This is a genomic window from Roseateles chitinivorans (genome assembly GCF_050632145.1).
GTDB classification, from domain to species: Bacteria; Pseudomonadota; Gammaproteobacteria; order Burkholderiales; family Burkholderiaceae_C; genus Roseateles; species Roseateles chitinivorans_B.
Map to the genome: position 1 here is coordinate 276,690 of NZ_CP192577.1, position 18,595 is coordinate 295,284.

Below are 18,595 nucleotides of genomic sequence, written 5' to 3' on the forward strand. Positions count from 1 at the left end.
GAGCACTCTCCTCGTTGGGTCTGCCGTTTCTCAACGGCTGGTGTATTCGGACGATGGTGTTCGGATGGATGTCGCGATCATGCCAGCCACGCGCTGACCTGCGGCCAGAGGCTGCGCTCGAAGCGATCGCGGAAGAAACCGAAATGGCCGATGCGGCGCTCGCCGATGTCCTTGGGGGCGATGCGGCGCATCTCGGGGTGCGCGCCGGCATAGAAGCCGTGCAGGGATTCGGTGTTGCGGCGGGACATGAACTCGTCGTCGGTGAAGGCCAGCGAAAGCATGGGCATGGACAGCGACGCGTACTGCGCGCGCAAGGCGTCGCCGCCCTCGCCCATCATGTACTCGCGGTCCAGGCACCAGCGGCGCCATTGGGCCATCACGCCGCGCGGGAGGTCGCCGACCTTGCGCAGCTTGCGGCCGGGGAAGTAGCCGAAGGTTGGCAACGCCAGCGGGACGACGACGTACCAGAGCCACCAGACGTAGCGGCGCAGGCCGATGGAGTTCTCGCGCCAGTAGCCGCTGCCGCAGCCGACCGTCACGGCGCGCGAGACGCGCGAGCGGTTGGGGAGCATGCCGAGGATCTGGCCGCCGAGGCTGTGACCCAGCCAGTGGATCTCGCGGCGGTCGCCGAGCAGGTGGTCGAGGTGCGACAACGCGGCCGCGGCGTCGCGCTCGGCCCAGGTGTGGATGTCGGCCTCGAGCCCTCGCAAGGAGCGCTTCATCGCGTCAGGACGCGAGGCGCCCATGCCCCGGTAGTCGAAGCTCAGCACCAGCCAGCCCTGCTCCGCCATCCAGCGGGCGAAAGCGGCGTAGTACCGCTGCTCCACACCCATCGCCGGAGCGATCAGCAATCCCGCCTTCGCGGTCGCCGCGTCGCCGTACAGATGGCCTCGAAGCTCGAATCCATCCTCCGCTCGGAAACTGATCATCGCGATCTCCCCCGATGCCGTTCGGCGTCCTGCTCAGGGCGCCTGCCTGCGCTTGGCCAAGCGCGGGCTCTCCACGGTGCAGGGGGCATCGCGTCCGCGAACCCCCAGCACCATTCCGGCCCCACTCGCAGTCACTGACTGCCGAAGACCGTACTTGGAGAACCGAGCGCTTCTTACAGGCGCTCGATGATGCCAGCCGCGCCTTGGCCAGCGCCGACGCACATGGTGACCATGCCGTACTTGCCGCCCGTGCGACGCAGGCCGTGGATCACGGAGGCCGCACGGATAGCGCCCGTCGCGCCCAGCGGGTGACCCAGGGCGATCGCGCCGCCGTTGGGGTTCACCTTGGAACGGTCCAGCACGATGCCCTTGCTGTCCAGATCGTTCAGCACGGCCAGCGATTGCGCGGCAAACGCTTCGTTCAGCTCGATCCAGCCCAGGTCCTCGGCCTTGATGCCGGCCAGCTTGAGCGCCGCCGGGATCGCCTCGATCGGGCCGATGCCCATGATCTCGGGCGGCACGCCGCGCACGGCGAAGGACACGAAGCGCGCCAGCGGGGTCAGGCCGAAACGCTTGACCGCGGCTTCCGAGGCCACGATCAGCGCGCCCGCGCCGTCCGAGGTCTGCGAGCTGTTGCCGGCCGTGACGCTGCCCTTGGCGGCGAACACCGGCTTCAGCTTGGCCAGGCCTTCCATCGACGTGTCCTTGCGCGGACCTTCGTCGGTGTCGACGATGCGGCTCTTGACGATGACGCCGTCACCGTTCAGGTCCGGCTGGCGGTCCTTCAGTTCGAACGGGGTGATCTCGTCCTTGAAGAAGCCGCCTTCGATCGCGGCCAGCGCGCGGCGATGCGATTCCAGCGAGAACTCGTCCTGCGCCTGGCGCGAGACCTTCCACTTGTCGGCGACCTTCTCGGCCGTCAGACCCATGCCGTAGGCCAGGCCGATGTTCTCGTCGCGCTCGAAGATCGCGGGCGGGAACGAGGGCTTGTTGCCGCCCATCGGGACCATGGACATCGATTCGACGCCGCCGGCGATCATCACTTCGGATTCGCCGATGCGGATGCGGTCCGCCGCCATCGCCAGGGCGGTGATGCCCGACGCGCAGTAGCGGTTCACCGTCACGCCGCCGACCGTGTTCGGCAGGCCCGACAGCACGGCCGCGACGCGGGCGATGTTCATGCCCTGCTCACCTTCGGGGAAGGAGCAGCCGATGATGGCGTCCTCGATCACCGACGGGTCCAGGCCCGGCACCTGGGCCATGGCGGCCTGGATGACGCGCGACAGCATCTCGTCCGGGCGGGTGTTCTTGAAGTAGCCCCGGCCCGACTTGCCGATGGGCAGACGGGTGGCGGCGCAGATGTAGGCGTCTTGAACTTGCTTGCTCATGATGGATTCCTTGTGTGCCGCTCGGATCAGTTGCGGACCGGCTTGCCGGTTTGCAGCATGCCCATGATGCGTTCCTGGGTCTTGGGGTGCTCGAGCAGGCTGCAGAAGTGCTTGCGCTCCAGCGACATCAGGTATTCCTCGGTCACCAGCGAGCCGGCTTCGACTTCGCCGCCGCAGACGACGTCGGCGATCAGCGAGGCCAGATGGAAGTCGTGCGCGCTGATGAAGCCGCCGTCACGCATGTTGGCCAGCTGGGCCTTCACGGTGGCGATGCCGGAACGGCCGGCGACCGGGAACTTGGCCTTGAGCGGCGCGCGGTAGCCGGAGTCGGCCATCGCCTTGGCCTGGGCCGTGGCGACGTACAGCAGCTCGTCCTTGTTGGGGACGATGATGTCGCTGTCGAGCAGGTAGCCCAGCTTCTGCGCTTCCAGCGCGGAGGTCGCCACCTTGGCCATCGCGGCGTTGGTGAAGCCGTCCTTGAGGAAGGCGAAGATGTCCGCGTTGGCGTTGCCGGCCGAAGCCATCTCCGCCGCGCGACGCGCGATGTAGGTCAGGCCGCCGCCGCCCGGGATCAGGCCGACGCCCACTTCCACCAGGCCGACATAGGACTCCATGTGCGCGACGCGGCGGGCGCAATGCACCGCCAGTTCGCAGCCGCCGCCCAGCGCCAGGCCGCGCATCGCGGCGATGACCGGGACGCTGGCGTAACGCACGCGCAGCATCATGTCCTGCAGCTTCTTCTCTTCCGGGGCGATGCCCTTGGCGCCCTTGGTCATGAAGACCGGCATCAGCGCTTCGAGGTTGGCACCGGCGGAGAACACGTCGTCCGGCGACCAGATCACCAGGCCCTTGTACTTGGCCTCGGCGATCTCGACGGCCTTGAGCAGGCCCTCGGTGACCGTCGGGCTGATCAGGTGCAGCTTGGCGTTGATCGAGGCGATCAGCACTTCGCCGTCCAGCGACCAGACGCGGACTTCCTCGTTCTTGAACTCTTCGGTGCCGGCCTTCAGCGGCTCGACGGCGCCTTCGCCGACCAGCGCTTCGGGGAAGGCCTGGCGCTCATAGACCGGCAGCTTGGCGCGCGGCTTGAACTTGCCTTCGGCGGCGCTCCACGAGCCGTCCTTCGAGTGCACGCCGCCGTTCTCGGCGACCGGGCCTTCGAAGACCCAGGCGGGCAGCGGCGCGCTCGACAGCGTCTTGCCGGCGTCGATGTCGGCCTTGACCCACTCGGCGACCTGCTTCCAGCCGGCGGCCTGCCACAGCTCGAAGGGGCCCTGCTGCGAGCCGAAGCCCCAGCGCATGGCGAAGTCGATCTCGCGCGCGGTGTCGGCGACGGTGTCCAGGTGCACGGCCACGTACTGGAACGAGTCGCGCAGGATGGACCACAGGAACTGCGCCTGCGGGTTGCTCGATTCGCGCAGCAGCTTGATGCGGTCGGCGGCCGGCTTCTTCAGCATGCGCGCGACGATCTCCTCGGCCTTGCCGCCGCCGGCGACGTACTCACCGGTGGCGAAGTCCAGGCGCTGGATGTCCTTGCCGACCTTCTTGTAGAAACCCGCGCCGGCCTTCTGGCCCAGCGCGCCCTTCTCGATCAGGCCTGCCAGCACCTTGGGCGTGGCGTAGGTCGAGTAGAAGGGATCGTCCTTCAGGTTGTCCTGCATCGTCTTGACGACGTGCGCCATCGTGTCCAGGCCCACCACGTCCGCGGTGCGGAAGGTGCCCGACGAGGCGCGACCCAGCTTCTTGCCGGTCAGGTCGTCGACGACGTCGACGGACAGGCCGAACTTCTCGGCCTCGATCATCGTGGCCATCATGCCGGCGATGCCGACGCGGTTGGCGACGAAGTTGGGCGTGTCGTTGGCGCGCACGACGCCCTTGCCGACGGCCGAGGTCACGAAGCTCTCGAGCTGATCGATGACTTCGGGGTTGGTGGTCGGCGTGTTGATCAGCTCGACGAGGTACATGTACCGCGGCGGGTTGAAGAAGTGGATGCCGCAGAAGCGCGGCTTGATCGATTCCGGCAGGACTTCCGACAGCTTGGTGATCGACAGGCCCGAGGTGTTGGACGCCACGATCGCGTGCGGCGCAACGAACGGCGCGATCTTGGTGTACAGGTCCAGCTTCCAGTCCATGCGCTCGGCGATGGCCTCGATGATCAGGTCGCAGTCCTTGAGCAGCTCGAGGTGCTCCTCGTAGTTGGCCTGCTGGATCAGCGCGGCGTTCTCGGCCACGCCCAGCGGCGCCGGCTTGAGCTTCTTCAGGCCTTCGACCGCCTTGGTCACGATGCCGTTCTTCGGGCCTTCCTTGGCGGGCAGGTCGAACAGAACGACCGGCACCTTCACGTTGACCAGATGGGCGGCGATCTGCGCGCCCATCACGCCGGCGCCGAGCACGGCGACCTTGCGAACTTGGAATCGACTCATGGTTTCTCCAATGAACATCCCGAGGATGTAGGAATGTGGTTTGTACGAGGCGCCTGTGACGGAACTGGTGACGGCGCTGGGTTCAATGCTTTATTCGACGCGGATCCAGGTCTGCGTGCGGCCCAGCATCGGCATGCCGATGAAACCGCGGACCTCCAGCTTCTTGCCTCCGTCGACCGGACGCAAGCGGACGCGATAGACCTTGCCGTTGCCCGGGTCGAGGATGTCGCCGCCGTCCCAGAGCGCCGCGTCGCCGGTGTTCTTCTTGACGCCGCGCAGGATGGTCAGGCCGAGGATGGGCTGGCCCTTGCGCTCGTCGCTGCATTCGTCGCACTTGGCGTCCTGCTTGCTGGCGTCGGTGATCTTCTCGATCTTGCCGGAGAGCACGCCGTTGACCTCGCTGATGCGGACCGTCGAGCGCTCCTGCTTGGTGTCGTCGTCGATGGTCTTCCAGACGCCCACGGGGGTGGTGACCGTCGCGGCGGGGGCCGAGGCCTGCGCGAGCGCGAGATTGGCGGACATGCCGAGGCCCAGGGCGACGGCGGTGGCGAACAGCGGTTTCATCGTGTCTCTCTCCGGTTTTTTATGGAATGCGGGTGGCGACGTCTGCCGGTGAACGCGGGCGCCCCGCTCGAGGGGGCGCCCGTGACGCTGTCCTTAGAACAGCGCCTCGTCCATTTCCATCAGCGGGCTCAGGCCGGCACGGGCGGTGCGGATCAGGCTGGCGGTCTCGGGCAGCAGCTTGGCGAAGTAGAAGCGCGCGGTCGACAGCTTGGCGGTGTAGAACGGATCGCCGCTGTCCTTCTTCTCGAGCGCCAGCTTGGCCATGCGCGCCCACATGTAGGCGAAGCACAGGTGACCGACGACGCGCAGGTAGTCCACCGCGGCAGCGCCGACTTCATCGGGGTTCTGGAAGGCCTTCATGCCGATCTCGGTGGTCAGCTTGGTGACCTTGTCGCCGATGTCGGCCAGCGGGTTGATGAACTCCTGCATCGCTTCGCTGGTGCCCTCTTCCTCGACGAACTCGGCGATCTTCTTGCCGAACTTCTTCAGGGTCGCGCCGTTGTTGCCCAGGATCTTGCGGCCCAGCAGGTCCAGCGACTGCACGGTGTTCGTGCCTTCGTAGGTCATGTTGATGCGCGAGTCGCGGACGAACTGCTCCATGCCCCATTCGTGGATGTAGCCGTGGCCGCCGAAGACCTGCATGCAGTGCGAGGTCGCGATCCAGGCGTTGTCGGAGATGAAGGCCTTGATGATCGGGGTCAGCAGGGCGACCTCGTCCTCGCAGGCCTTGCGCTCGTCGGCGTCGTCGCTGCTCAACGCCTTGTCCAGCTGCAGCGCGGTGTAGGCCGACAGCGCGCGGCCGCCTTCGGCGAAGGCGCGCGCGGTCAGCAGCATCTTGCGGACGTCGGGGTGGACGATGATCGGATCGGCCGGCTTGTCCGGCGACTTCGGGCCCGACAGGGCGCGCATCTGGATGCGGTCCTTGGCGTAGACGACGGCGTTCTGGTACGCGACCTCGGTCAGGCCCAGCGACTGGTTGCCGACGCCCAGGCGGGCGGCGTTCATCATCACGAACATCGCCTGCAGGCCCTTGTTGGGCTGGCCGACCAGCGTGCCGACCGCACCGTCCAGCACGATCTGCGCGGTGGCGTTGCCGTGGATGCCCATCTTGTGTTCCAGGCCGCCGCAGTAGACCGGGTTGCGCTCGCCCAGCGAGCCGTCGGCCTTGACGTTGAACTTGGGCACGACGAACAGCGAGATGCCCTTGGAGCCTTGCGGCGCGTCCGGCAGGCGGGCCAGCACCAGGTGGATGATGTTCTCGGCCAGGTCGTGTTCGCCGGCGGAGATGAAGATCTTCTGGCCGGTGATCTTGTAGGTGCCGTCGGCCTGCGGTTCAGCCTTGGCGCGCAGCAGGCCCAGGTCGGTGCCGCAATGCGGTTCGGTCAGGCACATCGTGCCGGTCCACACGCCCGAGGTCAGCTTGGGCAGGTAGGTGGTCTTCTGCTCGGGCGTGCCGTGCGCATGCAGCGCCTCGTACGCGCCGTGGCTCAGGCCCGGGTACATCGTCCAGGCCTGGTTGGCCGAGTTCATCATCTCGTACATGAACTGGTTCAGCAGGACCGGCAGGCCCTGGCCGCCGAACTCCGGATCGCACGACAGCGCGGGCCAGCCGCCCTCGACGTACTGCGCGTAGGCTTCCTTGAAGCCCTTGGGCGCCTTGACCTCGTGCGTGGCCTTGTCCAGCGTGCAGCCTTCCTGGTCGCCCGACAGGTTGATCGGGGTCAGGACTTCCGAGGCGAACTTGCCGCCCTCTTCCAGCACCGCGTTGATGGTGTCCTCGTCGATCTCGGCATGCGCGGGCAGCAGCTTCAGCTCGTCGACTGCGTGCAGCAGCTCGTGCAGCACGAACTGCATGTCGCGCAGGGGCGGGTTGTACTGGGGCATGGGGCTCTCCTGAGGAATGGTTCTATGAAAGGATCGGAAGGGTCTCGCCCCGCTCAGGCGCGCGGGCGTCCGGGGACGGTCCCCGGGGCGGCGGTGGCGGAGTGAGGAAGGGATTGCCGCGTCTCGGCGTCGGCCTTGCGGCCGGCCGGCGTGGCGAAGCTGCCGAGGATGCGCTCCAGGCCCGTGCGGGCCCGGGCCAGCGCGCCCTCGCTGCGCAGGAAGCGCGCGTCGTGATGCAGCGACAGGATCAGGCCGTGCATCTCGAAGAGGATCTGGTCCGGATCGGCGTCCGGCACCAGGTGGCCGACCTCCTGCGCCAGCAGGATGGCCTTGCGGATCGCGGCGTGCCAGTCGCGCACCATGCCGACCAGCGCGTCGCGCACCAGGCCCGGCCGGTCGTCGAATTCCACGGCGCCGCTGATGTAGATGCAGCCCGAGTCGACCTCGACCGAGGTGCGGTGCACCCAGCGCTCGAACAGCGCGCGCAGGCGCGGCAGGCCGCGCGGCTGGCGGATCGCGGTGTAGAAGACTTCTTCCTCGAACTTGGCGTGGTACTCGCGCACCACGGCGATCTGCAGTTCCTCGCGCGAGCCGAAGTGGGCGAAGACCCCGGACTTGCTCATCTTCGTCACGTCGGCGAGCGCGCCGATGGACAGCCCCTCCAGCCCCATGTGCGAGGCCAGGCCCAGCGCCGCGTCGAGGATCGCGGCCCGGGTCTGCGCGCCCTTCTGCAACGAGCGCGAGCCGCTGCGCGAGGACGCGAGCGGCTTGGCGGCGGCAGGCTTGGCGGGGGTGAAGGAGGAGGTGGACACGGTGCCCGGAATAATAAAACGAACGATCGTTCTATTTTGAGCAGTTCCGGGCCGGAAACGCAATCCTTGACCACCCTTTTTTAGTGATGCCGGCCTAAAAAAGCCAGCGCCCCTGCCCTCGGCGCGGCCGCTGTCGGCCCCCGCCGGGCTCGAGTTCAGCAGGCCGGGATGACCGCTTCAAGACCATCGGGGGTAGCGCGGCATCGACACGAGGGTTTACCCGAACCCGCGCGGTCGACTTCTCTGCGACGCTGGGTCACCTGCAGGGCGCAAGCCGGAGCGACCTTCGACAAGAGTGACCTTCGACGACGCGGGCCTGCCGGATGCCGGCATAGACTGGCCTAAACAGGGAGCCAGAAGAATGTACAAGCCATCGAATGGCGTGTTGCGCGTTCTGGTGTGCCGGGTGCAATCCCGGTTGTGCGGCCTGCCGCTGGACGCCGTCGAGGAGACCCTGCGCCCGCAACCGTTGCGGCCGCTGGTGTCGCCGGTCGTCCACGTCCAGGGTCTGGCGCGCGTCCGCGGCGACTGGGTGCCGGTCGTCGACCTGACCGGGCTGCTCGGCCTGGCCTCCGGACCCGGCGACGATCCGCCCCGGCGCTACGTGCTCGTGCGCGCGGGTGAGCGCCGCGTCGCGCTGGCCGTGACCGAGGTGCTCGGTCTGCAGACCCTGCCGGCCGACGGCGTCCGCGCCCTGCCCCCGTTGCTGCGGGACCGCGAGCACGGCGCCATCGCCGCCCTCGCCGAGCGCGACGACGACCTGATCGCCGTGCTCGACCAGGCCCGCCTGCTGCCGGCCGAGACCCTGGCCTCGTTCCATGACGCCGTCGGACACGATGGCGACACGCCCCCTCACGCAGGGGCCGCCTCATGACGCGCGCCGCGCCGGCCGACGTCGACATCCCCGCCCTGCTGCCGCGGCTGCGCGCACTGCTCGCCGCCCGGCTCGGACTGCACTTCGACGAACGACAGGACGACCGGCTCACCGCGGCGCTCACGCGCGTCGCGGGGCCGGTCAGTCCAGCGCGCTTCCTCGACCAGATGGAGCTCGCGCCGACACGCGCGCGGCTCGACGCGCTGGCGGCGGAACTGACCGTGGGCGAGACCTTCTTCTTCCGGCATGCCGAGCAGTTCGACGCGTTGCGCTTCGACCTGCTGCCGTCGATGGTGCGCGGCCTGTCGGAGTCCGCGCCGACCGTGCCGGGCCAACCCGGCGCCCCGGGCCGCCGGCTGCGTGCGTTGTCCGCCGGCTGCGCCAGCGGCGAGGAGGCCTACACCCTCGCGATCACGCTGCACCGCGCCGGGCTGCAGGCGCAGGGCGTCGACTGGGAGGTCCTCGCCGTGGACCTGAACCCGGCCGCGCTGACCCGGGCCACGGCCGCCCGCTACGGCGAATGGAGCCTGCGCGCGACGCCGCAGGACCAGCGCGACCTCTGGTTCCATCGCGTCGATCCCGGCGCATGGACGCCGCTCCCGGCGATCCGGGAACGCGTGCGCTTCGCGCAGCGCCACCTCGGCCAGCCCGACGCGATGTTCTGGGCGCCCGGCAGCTTCGACATCATCTTCTGCCGCAACGTGCTGATCTATTTCGAGCCCGGCGCGCTGCGCCAGGCGATCCGCAACCTGACCGGGGCCCTCGCGCCGGGCGGCGCGCTCTTCCTGGGCCACGCGGAGACCCTGCGCGGCAAGGACGTGGCGACGGAAGCCGGCCTGGTGCTGCGGCAGGCGCACGGCTGCTTCTTCTACCGTCGGGAGTTGCCGGAGAACGGTCGCGCCTGGCCGTTCGCGTGGAGTGCGACGGCCACGGCCGGCGCCGGTGACGTCCCGTCCGCCGGACCGTCCGTCGACGTGTCCGCCGGAGCGGCGGCCGCATCGCCCGCCGGACGACCGGCCGGCACGACCGGCGTGGAGACATCCTCCGACGCCACCGGCACGGACGCCGGCGCCGATCAGGCCTTGCTCGACGAGGCGCTGCACCTGATCGAGGCCGGCCAGGTGGAAGAAGGCCTGCTCGCCTGCGCCCGGCTGATCACGCCCGGCACGCCGGCGGCGCTGCAGGCCGAGGGCCTGTTCCTGCACGGGCTGGCGATGGAGGAACGCGGCCAACTGCCCGCCGCCGAATGGCACCACCAGCGTGCCGCCGCCAAGGACGCCTCGTTCGCGCTGCCCCACCTGCGGCTGGGCCTGCTCGCGCGGCGCCGGGGCGAGGTCATCGCCGCGCACCGCGAGTTGCGCCGGGCGCTGGAACTGCTGGACGAGGAATCGACCGAGCGGCTGCGCCGCTTCGGCGGCGGCTTCGACCGCGACGACCTGCGGCGCCTGTGCCGCGATGAGATGCAGGAGACCCGCGCATGACGCAAGCGTCCCGCGAACTGCTGGCCGAATGGCGCGACGCCTTCGACCGCTCGTTCGGCGAGCCCCGACGCCACGCCGACGAGGAGGCCGTCCTCGATGTGCTGGGCATACGGATTGCCGGCGACCCGTTCGCCCTGAACTTGGCCGACCTGGCCGGACTCACACCCGCCATGCCCGCCGCCCCGTACCCCGCCGTCGCCCCCGGGCTGCTCGGACTCGCGGGTCATCAGGGCCAGGTCTTGCCGCTGTACGACCTGCAGGCGCTGATCGGTCGCGGCCATGCCGGCGACGTGCGCTGGTGGGCGATCGCGCGCGCGGCGCCGCTGGCGCTGGCCTTCGAGGGCTTCGACGGCCAATGGCGGCTCGCCGCCGGCGACCGGCTGCAGCAGAACGACGCCGCCGGCACCGGCTGGGCCGTGCGCTGCGGCGGCGCGCTGCGCCCGCTGATCGAGCTGGACGGCCTGATCGCGGCCGTCTCCGCGAACTCGACCACGACAAGCGCCGGCGCCGCCGGCCAATGACAGGGAGACCCGTGCCATGTGGACCTTCGGAAGAAAGCTGTCGGTGGGCTTCGCGCTGTCCTTCGCGCTGCTGCTGCTCATCGGGATCCTGTCCTACCGCGGCGTGGACGTGCTGACGCAGACCAGCTACCAGGTGACCCGCACGCATGCGGCGGTGGGCCACATCGGCTCGCTGATGAGCTACATGAAGGACGCCGAGACCGCGCAGCGCGGCTACCTGCTCACCGGCGAGGAGCCCTACCTCGAGCCCTACCGCAGCGCGCTCGCCAACGTGCCCCGCGCACTGGCGGAACTCAAGCCGCTGCTGCGCGACAGCCCCGCGCAGCAGACCCGGTTCAGCCAGGCGAGCAGCATGATCGACGGCCTGCTGCAGCTGCACAAGGAGCGCATCGAGTCGCGGCGCGCCAGCGGCCTGGAGGCGGCGCTGAAGATGGTCGCGCTGGGCGAAGGCAAGCGTCGCATGGACGAGCTGCGCGCGGTCGTCGGCCAGATGGAGGAGGAGGAGAACGACCTGCTGCGCGAACGCGCGAAGGACGTCGAGTCCACCGCCACGACGGTGCGCGCGGCCATCGTCTGGGGCACGGTGGCGGGCGCGCTGCTGGTGCTGATCGCGGCGCTGACGCTGAGCCGCGCGCTCAGCGGCCAGGTCGGCACGGCGGTGAAGCACGTGCAGCGCTCGTCCGCGGAGCTGCAGGCCGCCGCGAACCAGCAGGCCGCCGGCGCGCGCGAGACGGCGACCTCGATGACCGAGATCTCCACCACCATCTCCGAACTGCTGGCCACCTCGCGCCAGATCGCCGACAGCGCGCAGCGCGTCGTCGTCATCGCGGAGCAGACGGCCGGCCTCGCCCGCGGCGGCGACGGCACGCTGCAGTCGGCGCGCGAGAGCATCGCCGCGATGCGGCGGCAGATCGACCTGGTCGTCGACCACATGCTGGACCTGGGCCGCAAGTCGCAGCAGATCGGCGTCGTGCTGGACCTGGTCGGCGAACTGGCCGAGCAGACCAACATCCTGGCCATCAACGCGACGATCGAGGCCACCGTGGCCGGCGACGCCGGCCGGCGCTTCAGCGTCGTCGCGGACGAGATCCGCAAGCTTGCCGACCGCATGACCGCCTCGACCAAGGAGATCCGGCTGCAGATCGACGACGTGCGCGGCGCGGTCAACACCACGGTGATGGCGACCGAGACCGGTTCCAAGGCCGTCGACGCGGGCGCGCGCCAGTTCGACGACGTCGCCGCGAGCTTCGCCAAGATCGCCGGCCAGGTCGTCACGACGACCGACGCGGCGCGCGAGATCGAGCTGTCCACCAAGCAGCAGGCCACCGCCGTCGAGCAGCTCAACGTCGCGCTGTCCAACACCGCCCAGGCCTCGCGCGAGACCGAGGCCAGCTCCGGCCAGACCTCGCAGACCGCCACCGAGCTGGCCGAGATGTCCCGCGACCTGCTGCGCCTGGTGCAGTCGCAGCCGACCTGATCGGGACACCCACGCCGTGGCCAAGGACCCCTACCGTTTCTTCCGCGTCGAAGCCCGTGATCTGCTGCGGCAGATGGGCGAGGCCGTGCTCGCCGCCGAGCAGGCGCCGGCGCCCGACCTGCCGCCCCGGCTGCTGCGCCTGGCCCACACGCTCAAGGGCGCCGCCAGCGTGGTGCGCCTGCCCGCGATCGCGGCGCAGGCGCATGCGATCGAGGACCTGCTGACGCCGCTGCGCGACGCCGACGCGGCGCCGGGCCGCGCCGAACTCGACGCGCTGCTGGCCTTGATCGACGCGGCGGAGGAGTCGATCACGGCGCTCGATGTCCCCGCGGCCGGCGCGCCGGCCACCGCGGACAAGTCCCGGCCCCCGCCTCGGCGCCGAAGGCCGAGGCGTCCGCCGAGCCGGCTCAGGTCGCACAGGTCACACAGGAGGCCGAGTCAACGCCCGTCGACGATCCCGTCGGCGCGGTGCTGACGATCCCTCAACTGATGCCTGAGGAACTCGACGGCCTGCTCGCCGACATCGCGCGCACGCAAGGCCACCTCGCGCCGCTGGAGCGCGCCGGCATGCTGCTGCGCGAGCTGCGCGGCACGCTCCAGGGCCAGCAGGAGATCCTGGCCGGCCCGCTGGCGCGCATCGAGGACCAGGTCGAACGCGGCGCGCGCCAGCTCGCGCGCGAGCTCGTCGCCTTGCGCGACAGCGCCGAGCAGTTGCGGCTGCTGCCGGCCTCGCAGCTGCTCCTCCCCTGCAGCGCGTGACGCGCGACGCCGCGCGCTCGCAGGACAAGCAGGCCCGGCTGACCGGCCACGGCGGCGACGTGAAACTGGAGGCGGCATTGCTGAACGCCATCTCCGGCGCGCTGGTGCAGATGGTGCGCAACGCCGTGGCCCACGGGATCGAACCGCCGGCCGAACGCGTCGCCGCCGGCAAGCCGCCGCAGGGACTCATCGAACTGCGCATCGAACGGCGCGGCCGGGAGGTCCTGTTCTGCTGCTCGGATGACGGGGCCGGCCTGGATCTGGACGCCGTGCGGCGCACCGCCGTCGACAAGGGCATTGCCGGCGCGGCCTATCTCGACGACGAGGCCCTCGTCGAACGCCTGCTGCGTGGCGGCCTGAGCACCGCGCGGCGCGTCGACTCGCTCGCCGGACGCGGCGTCGGCATGGACCTGGTGCGCGACACCGCCGACCGCCTCGGCGGCCGCCTGACACTCCGCAGCCGACGGGGCGAAGGCACGACGGTCGAACTGTGCGTGCCGATGCAGCTGGCCGCGCTGCGCGCGATCCGCCTGTGCGCCGGCACCGTGTCGGCCTGGGTGCCGCTCGAGGCCGTCGAATGCGTGCTGCAGCGCCCGGAGCTGAACGGCTCGCACGTGGCCGTCGGCGACGAGCTGCTGCCCCACCTCTCGCTGGCCGAGGCGCTGCGCCCCGGCGTGGCCGCCCCGGCACCGCGCTCGGCCCTGGTGCTGCGCGCGGGCGGACAGCGCGCCGTGCTGGGCGTGGATTCGCTGGACGGCGTCACCAGCGTCGTGCTGCGTCCGCCGCCGGCGCTGCTGCCGGCGTCGCCGCTGATCTCCGGCCTGGCGCTCGACGCGGCCCAGCAGCCGGTGCCGGTGCTCGCGCCCGAAGGCCTGATCGCCGCGGCGCGCCAGGCGCGGCCCCGTCCGGTCGCGGCGCCCGCCCGGACCGGCACCATCCTGGTCATCGACGACTCGCTCACCACGCGCATGCTCGAGCAGAGCATCCTCGAGGCGGCCGGCTACCGCGTCCACATGGCCGCCTCCGCCGAGGACGGCCTGGAGGCCGCCAGGCGCGAGCGTTATGCGCTGATCCTGTGCGACGTGGAGATGCCCGGCATGGACGGCTTCGAATTCATGTCGCGCATCCGCGGCGACGCCGCGCTGCGCGACATCCCGGCGGTGCTGGTGACCTCGCGCAACGCGCCCGAGGACCTGGCGCGCGGCAAGGCGGTCGGCGCGGACGGCTACATCGTCAAGGGCGAGTTCGCACAGAACGAGTTCCTCGCGCAGGTCGCGCGGCTGGTCGCGCGCTCGGCGCAGGCGGCCTTCAGCGCCGCGTCGGCGCAGGGAGCGTCCGCATGAGCGCCGGTGCGGGCATGGGCAGCGGCATGGGTGGCGGCATCGGGGGCCTGGGCGGCAGCGCGCCGCCGTCGACGAAGACGCTGCGCGTGCTGGTGGTCGAGGACTCGATCACCGTGCTGGCCCACATCCGCGAGGTGCTGGCCGCGCAGAGCGACATCGAGGTCGTGGGCGAGGCCCACGACGGCGCGACCGCCGTGGCGCTGTGCCAGCAGCTGCGGCCGGACGTGGTCTCGATGGACATGATGCTGCCCGGCATGGACGGCCAGGCGGCGACCGAGGCCATCATGGCCCACTGCCCGACGCCGATCCTGATCGTCTCGTCGTCGACCAACCGCGGCGAGCTGCTGCGCACCTACGAGGCGCTGGCCGCCGGCGCCGTCGAGGTGCTCGAGAAACCCAGCGCCGGGCAGCCCGAAGGGGAATGGGAGCGGCACTACGTGCGGCTGCTGCGGCTGGTGTCGCGCATCCGCGTCATCACGCATGTGCGGGCGCGCATCGGCAGCCGGCCGGGCGCGCGCCTGCCGGCATCGCCTCCGCCGCCCCTTCCGCCGCCGATGCCGCGCCGCGCCGTGCTGGCGCTGGGGGCGTCCACGGGCGGTCCCGGCGCGCTGATGAAGGTGCTGCAGGCGCTGCCCGCGCCCTCGCCGCTGCCGGTGCTGATCGTGATGCACATCAACGCCGTGTTCAGTCGCGGCTTCGCCGAGTGGCTGGACGCGCAGACGCCGCACCGCGTGCGCTACGCCCACGGCGGCGAGCGGCTGCGCGACCTCGCGGGCCAGGTGGTGCTGGCGCCGCCGGACGTGCACATGGTCGTGCGCGACGGACAGATCGCACTCAGCCACACGCCGCCGCGACACTCGTGCCGGCCGTCGGTGGACGAGCTGTTCGAATCGCTGGCCGCGGAGATCGGCCCCGGCGTGGCGGCGGCGCTGCTGACCGGCATGGGACGCGACGGGGCGCTCGGCCTGCTCGCGATCCGCCGCGCCGGCGGCGCGACGCTGGCGCAGGATGAAGCCAGTTCGATGGTCTACGGCATGCCGCGGGAGGCCGCCCAGCTGGGCGCCGCCGAGCGCGTGCTGCCGTTGGCCGACATCGGCCCCGCCCTGTTGGGCTTGAGCGGGATGGCCTGGGGAGGAGCCCACACATGAACAAGAGAACCCTCATCGTCGAGGACAGCCTCACGGTCCGGATGGACCTGCGGGAGGCGCTCGAGGACGCCGGCTTCGACTGCGTCGAATGCGCGACGCTGGCGCAGGCCCGGGCCGCGCTGGCCGAGGCCATGCCGGCGCTGGTCCTGCTGGACAACCAGCTGCCGGACGGCGACGGCGGCAGCTGGCTGGCCGAGCTGCGCGCCACGCCGCAGGGCGGCGCCGACTGCGTCGTGCTGATCCTGTCCAACGCGTCGCAGACCAGCGACCGGTTGCGCGGCATCGCGCACGGCGCGGACGAGTACGTCGGCAAGCCCTACGACCGCAGCTACGTCGTCGACCGCGCCCGCGAGCTGGTGCGCCAGCGGCAGGCCCGCGTGCAGACGCCGGAGCCGCACGTCGCCTCGGTGCTGCTGATCGACGACAGCGAGACCTTCCGCGAGGCGCTGTGCGAGGCGCTGGAGCCGCACGGCTACGACATCTACATGGCCGCCAACGGCGAGGAAGGCCTGCGCCAGGCCGCGGCGCTGCGGCCCAACGCGGTGATCGTCGACCAGCACATGCCGGGCATCGACGGCGCGGCGGTCATCCGCCGGCTGCGGCTGGACCCGGCGCTGCGCCACACGCCCTGCCTGCTGCTGACCGCGGACGAAGGGCCGGAGGCGGAACTGCGCGCGCTGGAGGCCGGCGCCGACGCGTTCGCGCGCAAGCAGGACGACGTGGACCTGATCCTGGCGCGCGTGGCCGCGATGCTGCGCAGCGCCAAATCGAGCCTCCCGGAACAGGGCGCGAGCCTGTCCGGTCCGAAGCGGCTGCTGCTGGTCGACGACAGCGCCAACGTGCTGGCGGAGCTCGGCGCGACGCTGCGCGACGACGGCTACGACGTGATCGCCGCCGGCACCGGCGAGCTGGCGCTGGAGCTGCTCGCGGTGCAGCCGGTGGATGCCGTGCTGCTGGACGTGCAGATGCCGGGCATCGGCGGGCTGGAGACCTGCCGGCGCATCAAGTCCGCGCCGGCGCTGCGCGACATCCCGGTGGTGCTGCTGACGGCCTTCGAGGGACGCGCCTCCATGCTGGCCGGCCTCGAGGCCGGCGCCGACGACTACGTCGTCAAGGCCAACGGCGAGGTGGAGCTGCTCAAGGCGCGGCTGCGCGCGCAGCTGCGTCGCAAGCAGTTCGAGGACGAGGCCCGCCGCGTCCACGCCGAGCTGCACAGCAACGCGATGGAGGCGGCCGAGGCCCGCGCCGCGCGCGACCTGGCCGACAGCCGCGCGGAGCTGCTCTCCGTGCTGCAGCAGCGCAACGATGCGCTGGAGCAGCTCAACGCCGAGCTCAGCCGCGCCAGCAGCGCCAAGACCGCCTTCCTGTCGACGATGTCGCACGAGCTGCGCACGCCGCTGAACGCCGTGATCGGCTTCGCCCAGCTGATGCGCGACGGCGCGGCCGGCCCGGTCAGCGAGCGCCAGTCCGAGTTCTGCAACCACATCCACAACGCGGGACAGCATCTGCTGTCGCTGGTCAACGACCTGCTGGACATGGCCAAGATCGAGGCCGGCCGGGTCGACCTCGACATCGAGCCGGTAGACCTCGACGAACTGCTGCGCGACGCGCTGGCGATCGTGCAGGAGCGCGCGCGGCTGAACCGCATCCAGATGGACTTCTTCGGCGTCGGCGGCAGCCAGCGGCTGTGCGTCGATCGTCGCCGGCTGCGGCAGATCATCTACAACCTGCTGTCCAACGCCGCGAAGTTCACGCCCAAGGGCGGCAACATCCGGCTCGAGGCGCGCCGCGTGACGCGGCTGCGCGCGCGCGAGGCCCTGCCGGGCTTCCCCGACGGACGGCGCTCGGAGCTGCCGGACAGCGAGTACGGCGAGTTCATCCAGATCAGCGTCACCGACAACGGCATCGGCATTCCGCCGGAAGGGCTGGACAAGCTCTTCCAGCCCTTCAACCAGGTCCGCAACGTGCTGACACACAAGGTCGAGGGCACCGGCCTGGGCCTGGCGACGGTGGCGCGCCTGGTGCAGCTGCACGGCGGCGCGGTGGCGGTGAGCAGCGCGCCGGACAAGGGCAGCTGCTTCACCTGCTGGCTGCCGTGGCGCGATCCGGTGGTGCCCGACGTCGTCCTGCCGGACGAACCCGGCGCGCGCCCGCTGGCGCTCGTGATCGAGCACAACGAGCCGGCCGCGGCGCTGATGCAGACGCAGCTGAACGCCGCGGGCTTCCGCGTGCGTCACGTGGCGTCGGCCGAGGCGGCACTGGAACTCGCGCCGCAGCTGCGGCCCGACCTGATCACGCTGGAGGTCAACCTGCCGGGCGGGCTGGACGGCTGGGAGCTGCTGTCGCGCCTCAAGAACCTGCCCGGCTGGGCGCACATCCCGGTGGTGGTGGTCTCGGTGGACGCGGGCCAGGAGGTGGCGCTGTCGCTCGGCGCATCGGCGGTCCTGCACAAGCCGGTGTCGCGCAAGGCCCTGAGCAAGGAGCTGGAGATGCTCGGCTTCAAGCCGACGGCCACGCGCAAGTTCCTGGTGCTGGCGATCAGCGATGCGCCGGGCGACCTGCAGTCGCTCAGCGCGCACCTGTCGCAGCCCGGCTTCTCGGTGCTGCGCGCGACCGGCGGCAAGGAAGGCATCGACCTGGCGCGGCGCCACGTGCCCGACCTGATCGTGCTGGACCTGCTGATGACGGAGGTCGACGGCATCGGCGTCGTCGAGGCGCTGCAGCGCGATCCGCTGACGGCGGCGATCCCGGTGATCGTCGTCGCGGCCTCGCAGCTGACGACGCGCGACCGCGAGCTGCTGAACCGCCACGTGCAGCGCGCGACGCGGGAACCCGCGATCGACGGCGCGTCACCGGCGCCCGCGCCGGGCGCGCCTGGAACGCCTGGCGCGCGCGCGCCGTCGAATCCTCAAGGACACTTCATGGACGAGGTCAAACGCGCGATCAGCCGCACGAGCTGGGGTGACCTCGATCCGCTGGACGAATGACCGAC

Annotated in this window: 15 protein-coding genes; 9 read left to right on the top strand and 6 right to left on the bottom strand. The window is 70.8% G+C overall.

Translation table 11 applies throughout. The features are described 5' to 3' along the window. Positions 1-77 precede the first annotated feature (77 nt). The 6 genes from ACQ86G_RS01320 to ACQ86G_RS01345 form a co-directional block, all read right to left on the bottom strand. A complete protein-coding gene (locus ACQ86G_RS01320; RefSeq protein ID WP_431258962.1) occupies positions 78-929 on the bottom strand; it encodes an alpha/beta hydrolase family protein in 852 nt (283 codons plus the stop codon). Between the two features lie 173 nt (positions 930-1,102). After that, the gene (locus ACQ86G_RS01325) at positions 1,103-2,317 is read right to left on the bottom strand and encodes an acetyl-CoA C-acyltransferase (RefSeq protein WP_431101977.1); all 1,215 of its coding nucleotides are present in this window, start codon (positions 2,315-2,317) and stop codon (positions 1,103-1,105) included. A 26-nt stretch (positions 2,318-2,343) separates the two neighbouring features. After that, positions 2,344-4,740, bottom strand: coding sequence for a 3-hydroxyacyl-CoA dehydrogenase/enoyl-CoA hydratase family protein (locus ACQ86G_RS01330; protein ID WP_431258963.1), 2,397 nt, complete (start codon positions 4,738-4,740; stop codon positions 2,344-2,346). 90 nt (positions 4,741-4,830) lie between these two features. Further along, the gene (locus ACQ86G_RS01335) at positions 4,831-5,304 is read right to left on the bottom strand and encodes a DUF2147 domain-containing protein (RefSeq protein ID WP_431258964.1); all 474 of its coding nucleotides are present in this window, start codon (positions 5,302-5,304) and stop codon (positions 4,831-4,833) included. A gap of 93 nt (positions 5,305-5,397) precedes the next feature. Further along, a complete protein-coding gene (locus tag ACQ86G_RS01340) occupies positions 5,398-7,188 on the bottom strand; it encodes an acyl-CoA dehydrogenase C-terminal domain-containing protein (protein WP_431258965.1) in 1,791 nt (596 codons plus the stop codon). Positions 7,189-7,241: 53 nt separating this feature from the next. Then, the gene (locus ACQ86G_RS01345; protein ID WP_431258966.1) at positions 7,242-8,000 is read right to left on the bottom strand and encodes a TetR/AcrR family transcriptional regulator; all 759 of its coding nucleotides are present in this window, start codon (positions 7,998-8,000) and stop codon (positions 7,242-7,244) included. Between the two features lie 361 nt (positions 8,001-8,361). On the opposite strand from ACQ86G_RS01345, the gene ACQ86G_RS01350 reads away from it, so the two are divergent. Genes ACQ86G_RS01350 through ACQ86G_RS01390 form a run of 9 tightly spaced genes read left to right on the top strand, consistent with a single transcriptional unit; the run spans position 8,362 to position 18,590 of the window. Continuing rightward, on the top strand, positions 8,362-8,874 hold the full coding sequence (locus tag ACQ86G_RS01350; RefSeq protein WP_431258967.1) for a chemotaxis protein CheW: 513 nt from the start codon (positions 8,362-8,364) through the stop codon (positions 8,872-8,874). Next, positions 8,871-10,355, top strand: coding sequence for a CheR family methyltransferase (locus tag ACQ86G_RS01355; protein ID WP_431258968.1), 1,485 nt, complete (start codon positions 8,871-8,873; stop codon positions 10,353-10,355). The genes ACQ86G_RS01350 and ACQ86G_RS01355 overlap by 4 nt, the downstream gene beginning before the upstream one ends. Then, positions 10,352-10,876: a chemotaxis protein CheW gene (locus ACQ86G_RS01360; RefSeq protein ID WP_431258969.1), complete on the top strand. Its 525-nt coding sequence runs from the start codon at positions 10,352-10,354 to the stop codon at positions 10,874-10,876. The genes ACQ86G_RS01355 and ACQ86G_RS01360 overlap by 4 nt, the downstream gene beginning before the upstream one ends. A 16-nt stretch (positions 10,877-10,892) precedes the next feature. After that, positions 10,893-12,353: a CHASE3 domain-containing protein gene (locus ACQ86G_RS01365; RefSeq protein WP_431258970.1), complete on the top strand. Its 1,461-nt coding sequence runs from the start codon at positions 10,893-10,895 to the stop codon at positions 12,351-12,353. A 16-nt stretch (positions 12,354-12,369) separates the two neighbouring features. Continuing rightward, on the top strand, positions 12,370-12,828 hold the full coding sequence (locus ACQ86G_RS01370; protein WP_431258971.1) for an Hpt domain-containing protein: 459 nt from the start codon (positions 12,370-12,372) through the stop codon (positions 12,826-12,828). Beyond that, entirely contained in the window at positions 12,822-13,112 is a 291-nt protein-coding gene (locus ACQ86G_RS01375) for a hypothetical protein (protein WP_431258972.1), read from the top strand. The genes ACQ86G_RS01370 and ACQ86G_RS01375 overlap by 7 nt, the downstream gene beginning before the upstream one ends. Next, positions 13,109-14,455: a response regulator gene (locus ACQ86G_RS01380; protein WP_431258973.1), complete on the top strand. Its 1,347-nt coding sequence runs from the start codon at positions 13,109-13,111 to the stop codon at positions 14,453-14,455. The genes ACQ86G_RS01375 and ACQ86G_RS01380 overlap by 4 nt, the downstream gene beginning before the upstream one ends. Then, on the top strand, positions 14,452-15,603 hold the full coding sequence (gene cheB / locus ACQ86G_RS01385; RefSeq protein WP_431258974.1) for a chemotaxis-specific protein-glutamate methyltransferase CheB: 1,152 nt from the start codon (positions 14,452-14,454) through the stop codon (positions 15,601-15,603). The genes ACQ86G_RS01380 and cheB overlap by 4 nt, the downstream gene beginning before the upstream one ends. Beyond that, positions 15,600-18,590, top strand: coding sequence for a response regulator (locus ACQ86G_RS01390; protein WP_431258975.1), 2,991 nt, complete (start codon positions 15,600-15,602; stop codon positions 18,588-18,590). Before cheB ends, ACQ86G_RS01390 begins: the two co-directional genes overlap by 4 nt. The last annotated feature ends 5 nt before the right edge of the window (positions 18,591-18,595 follow it).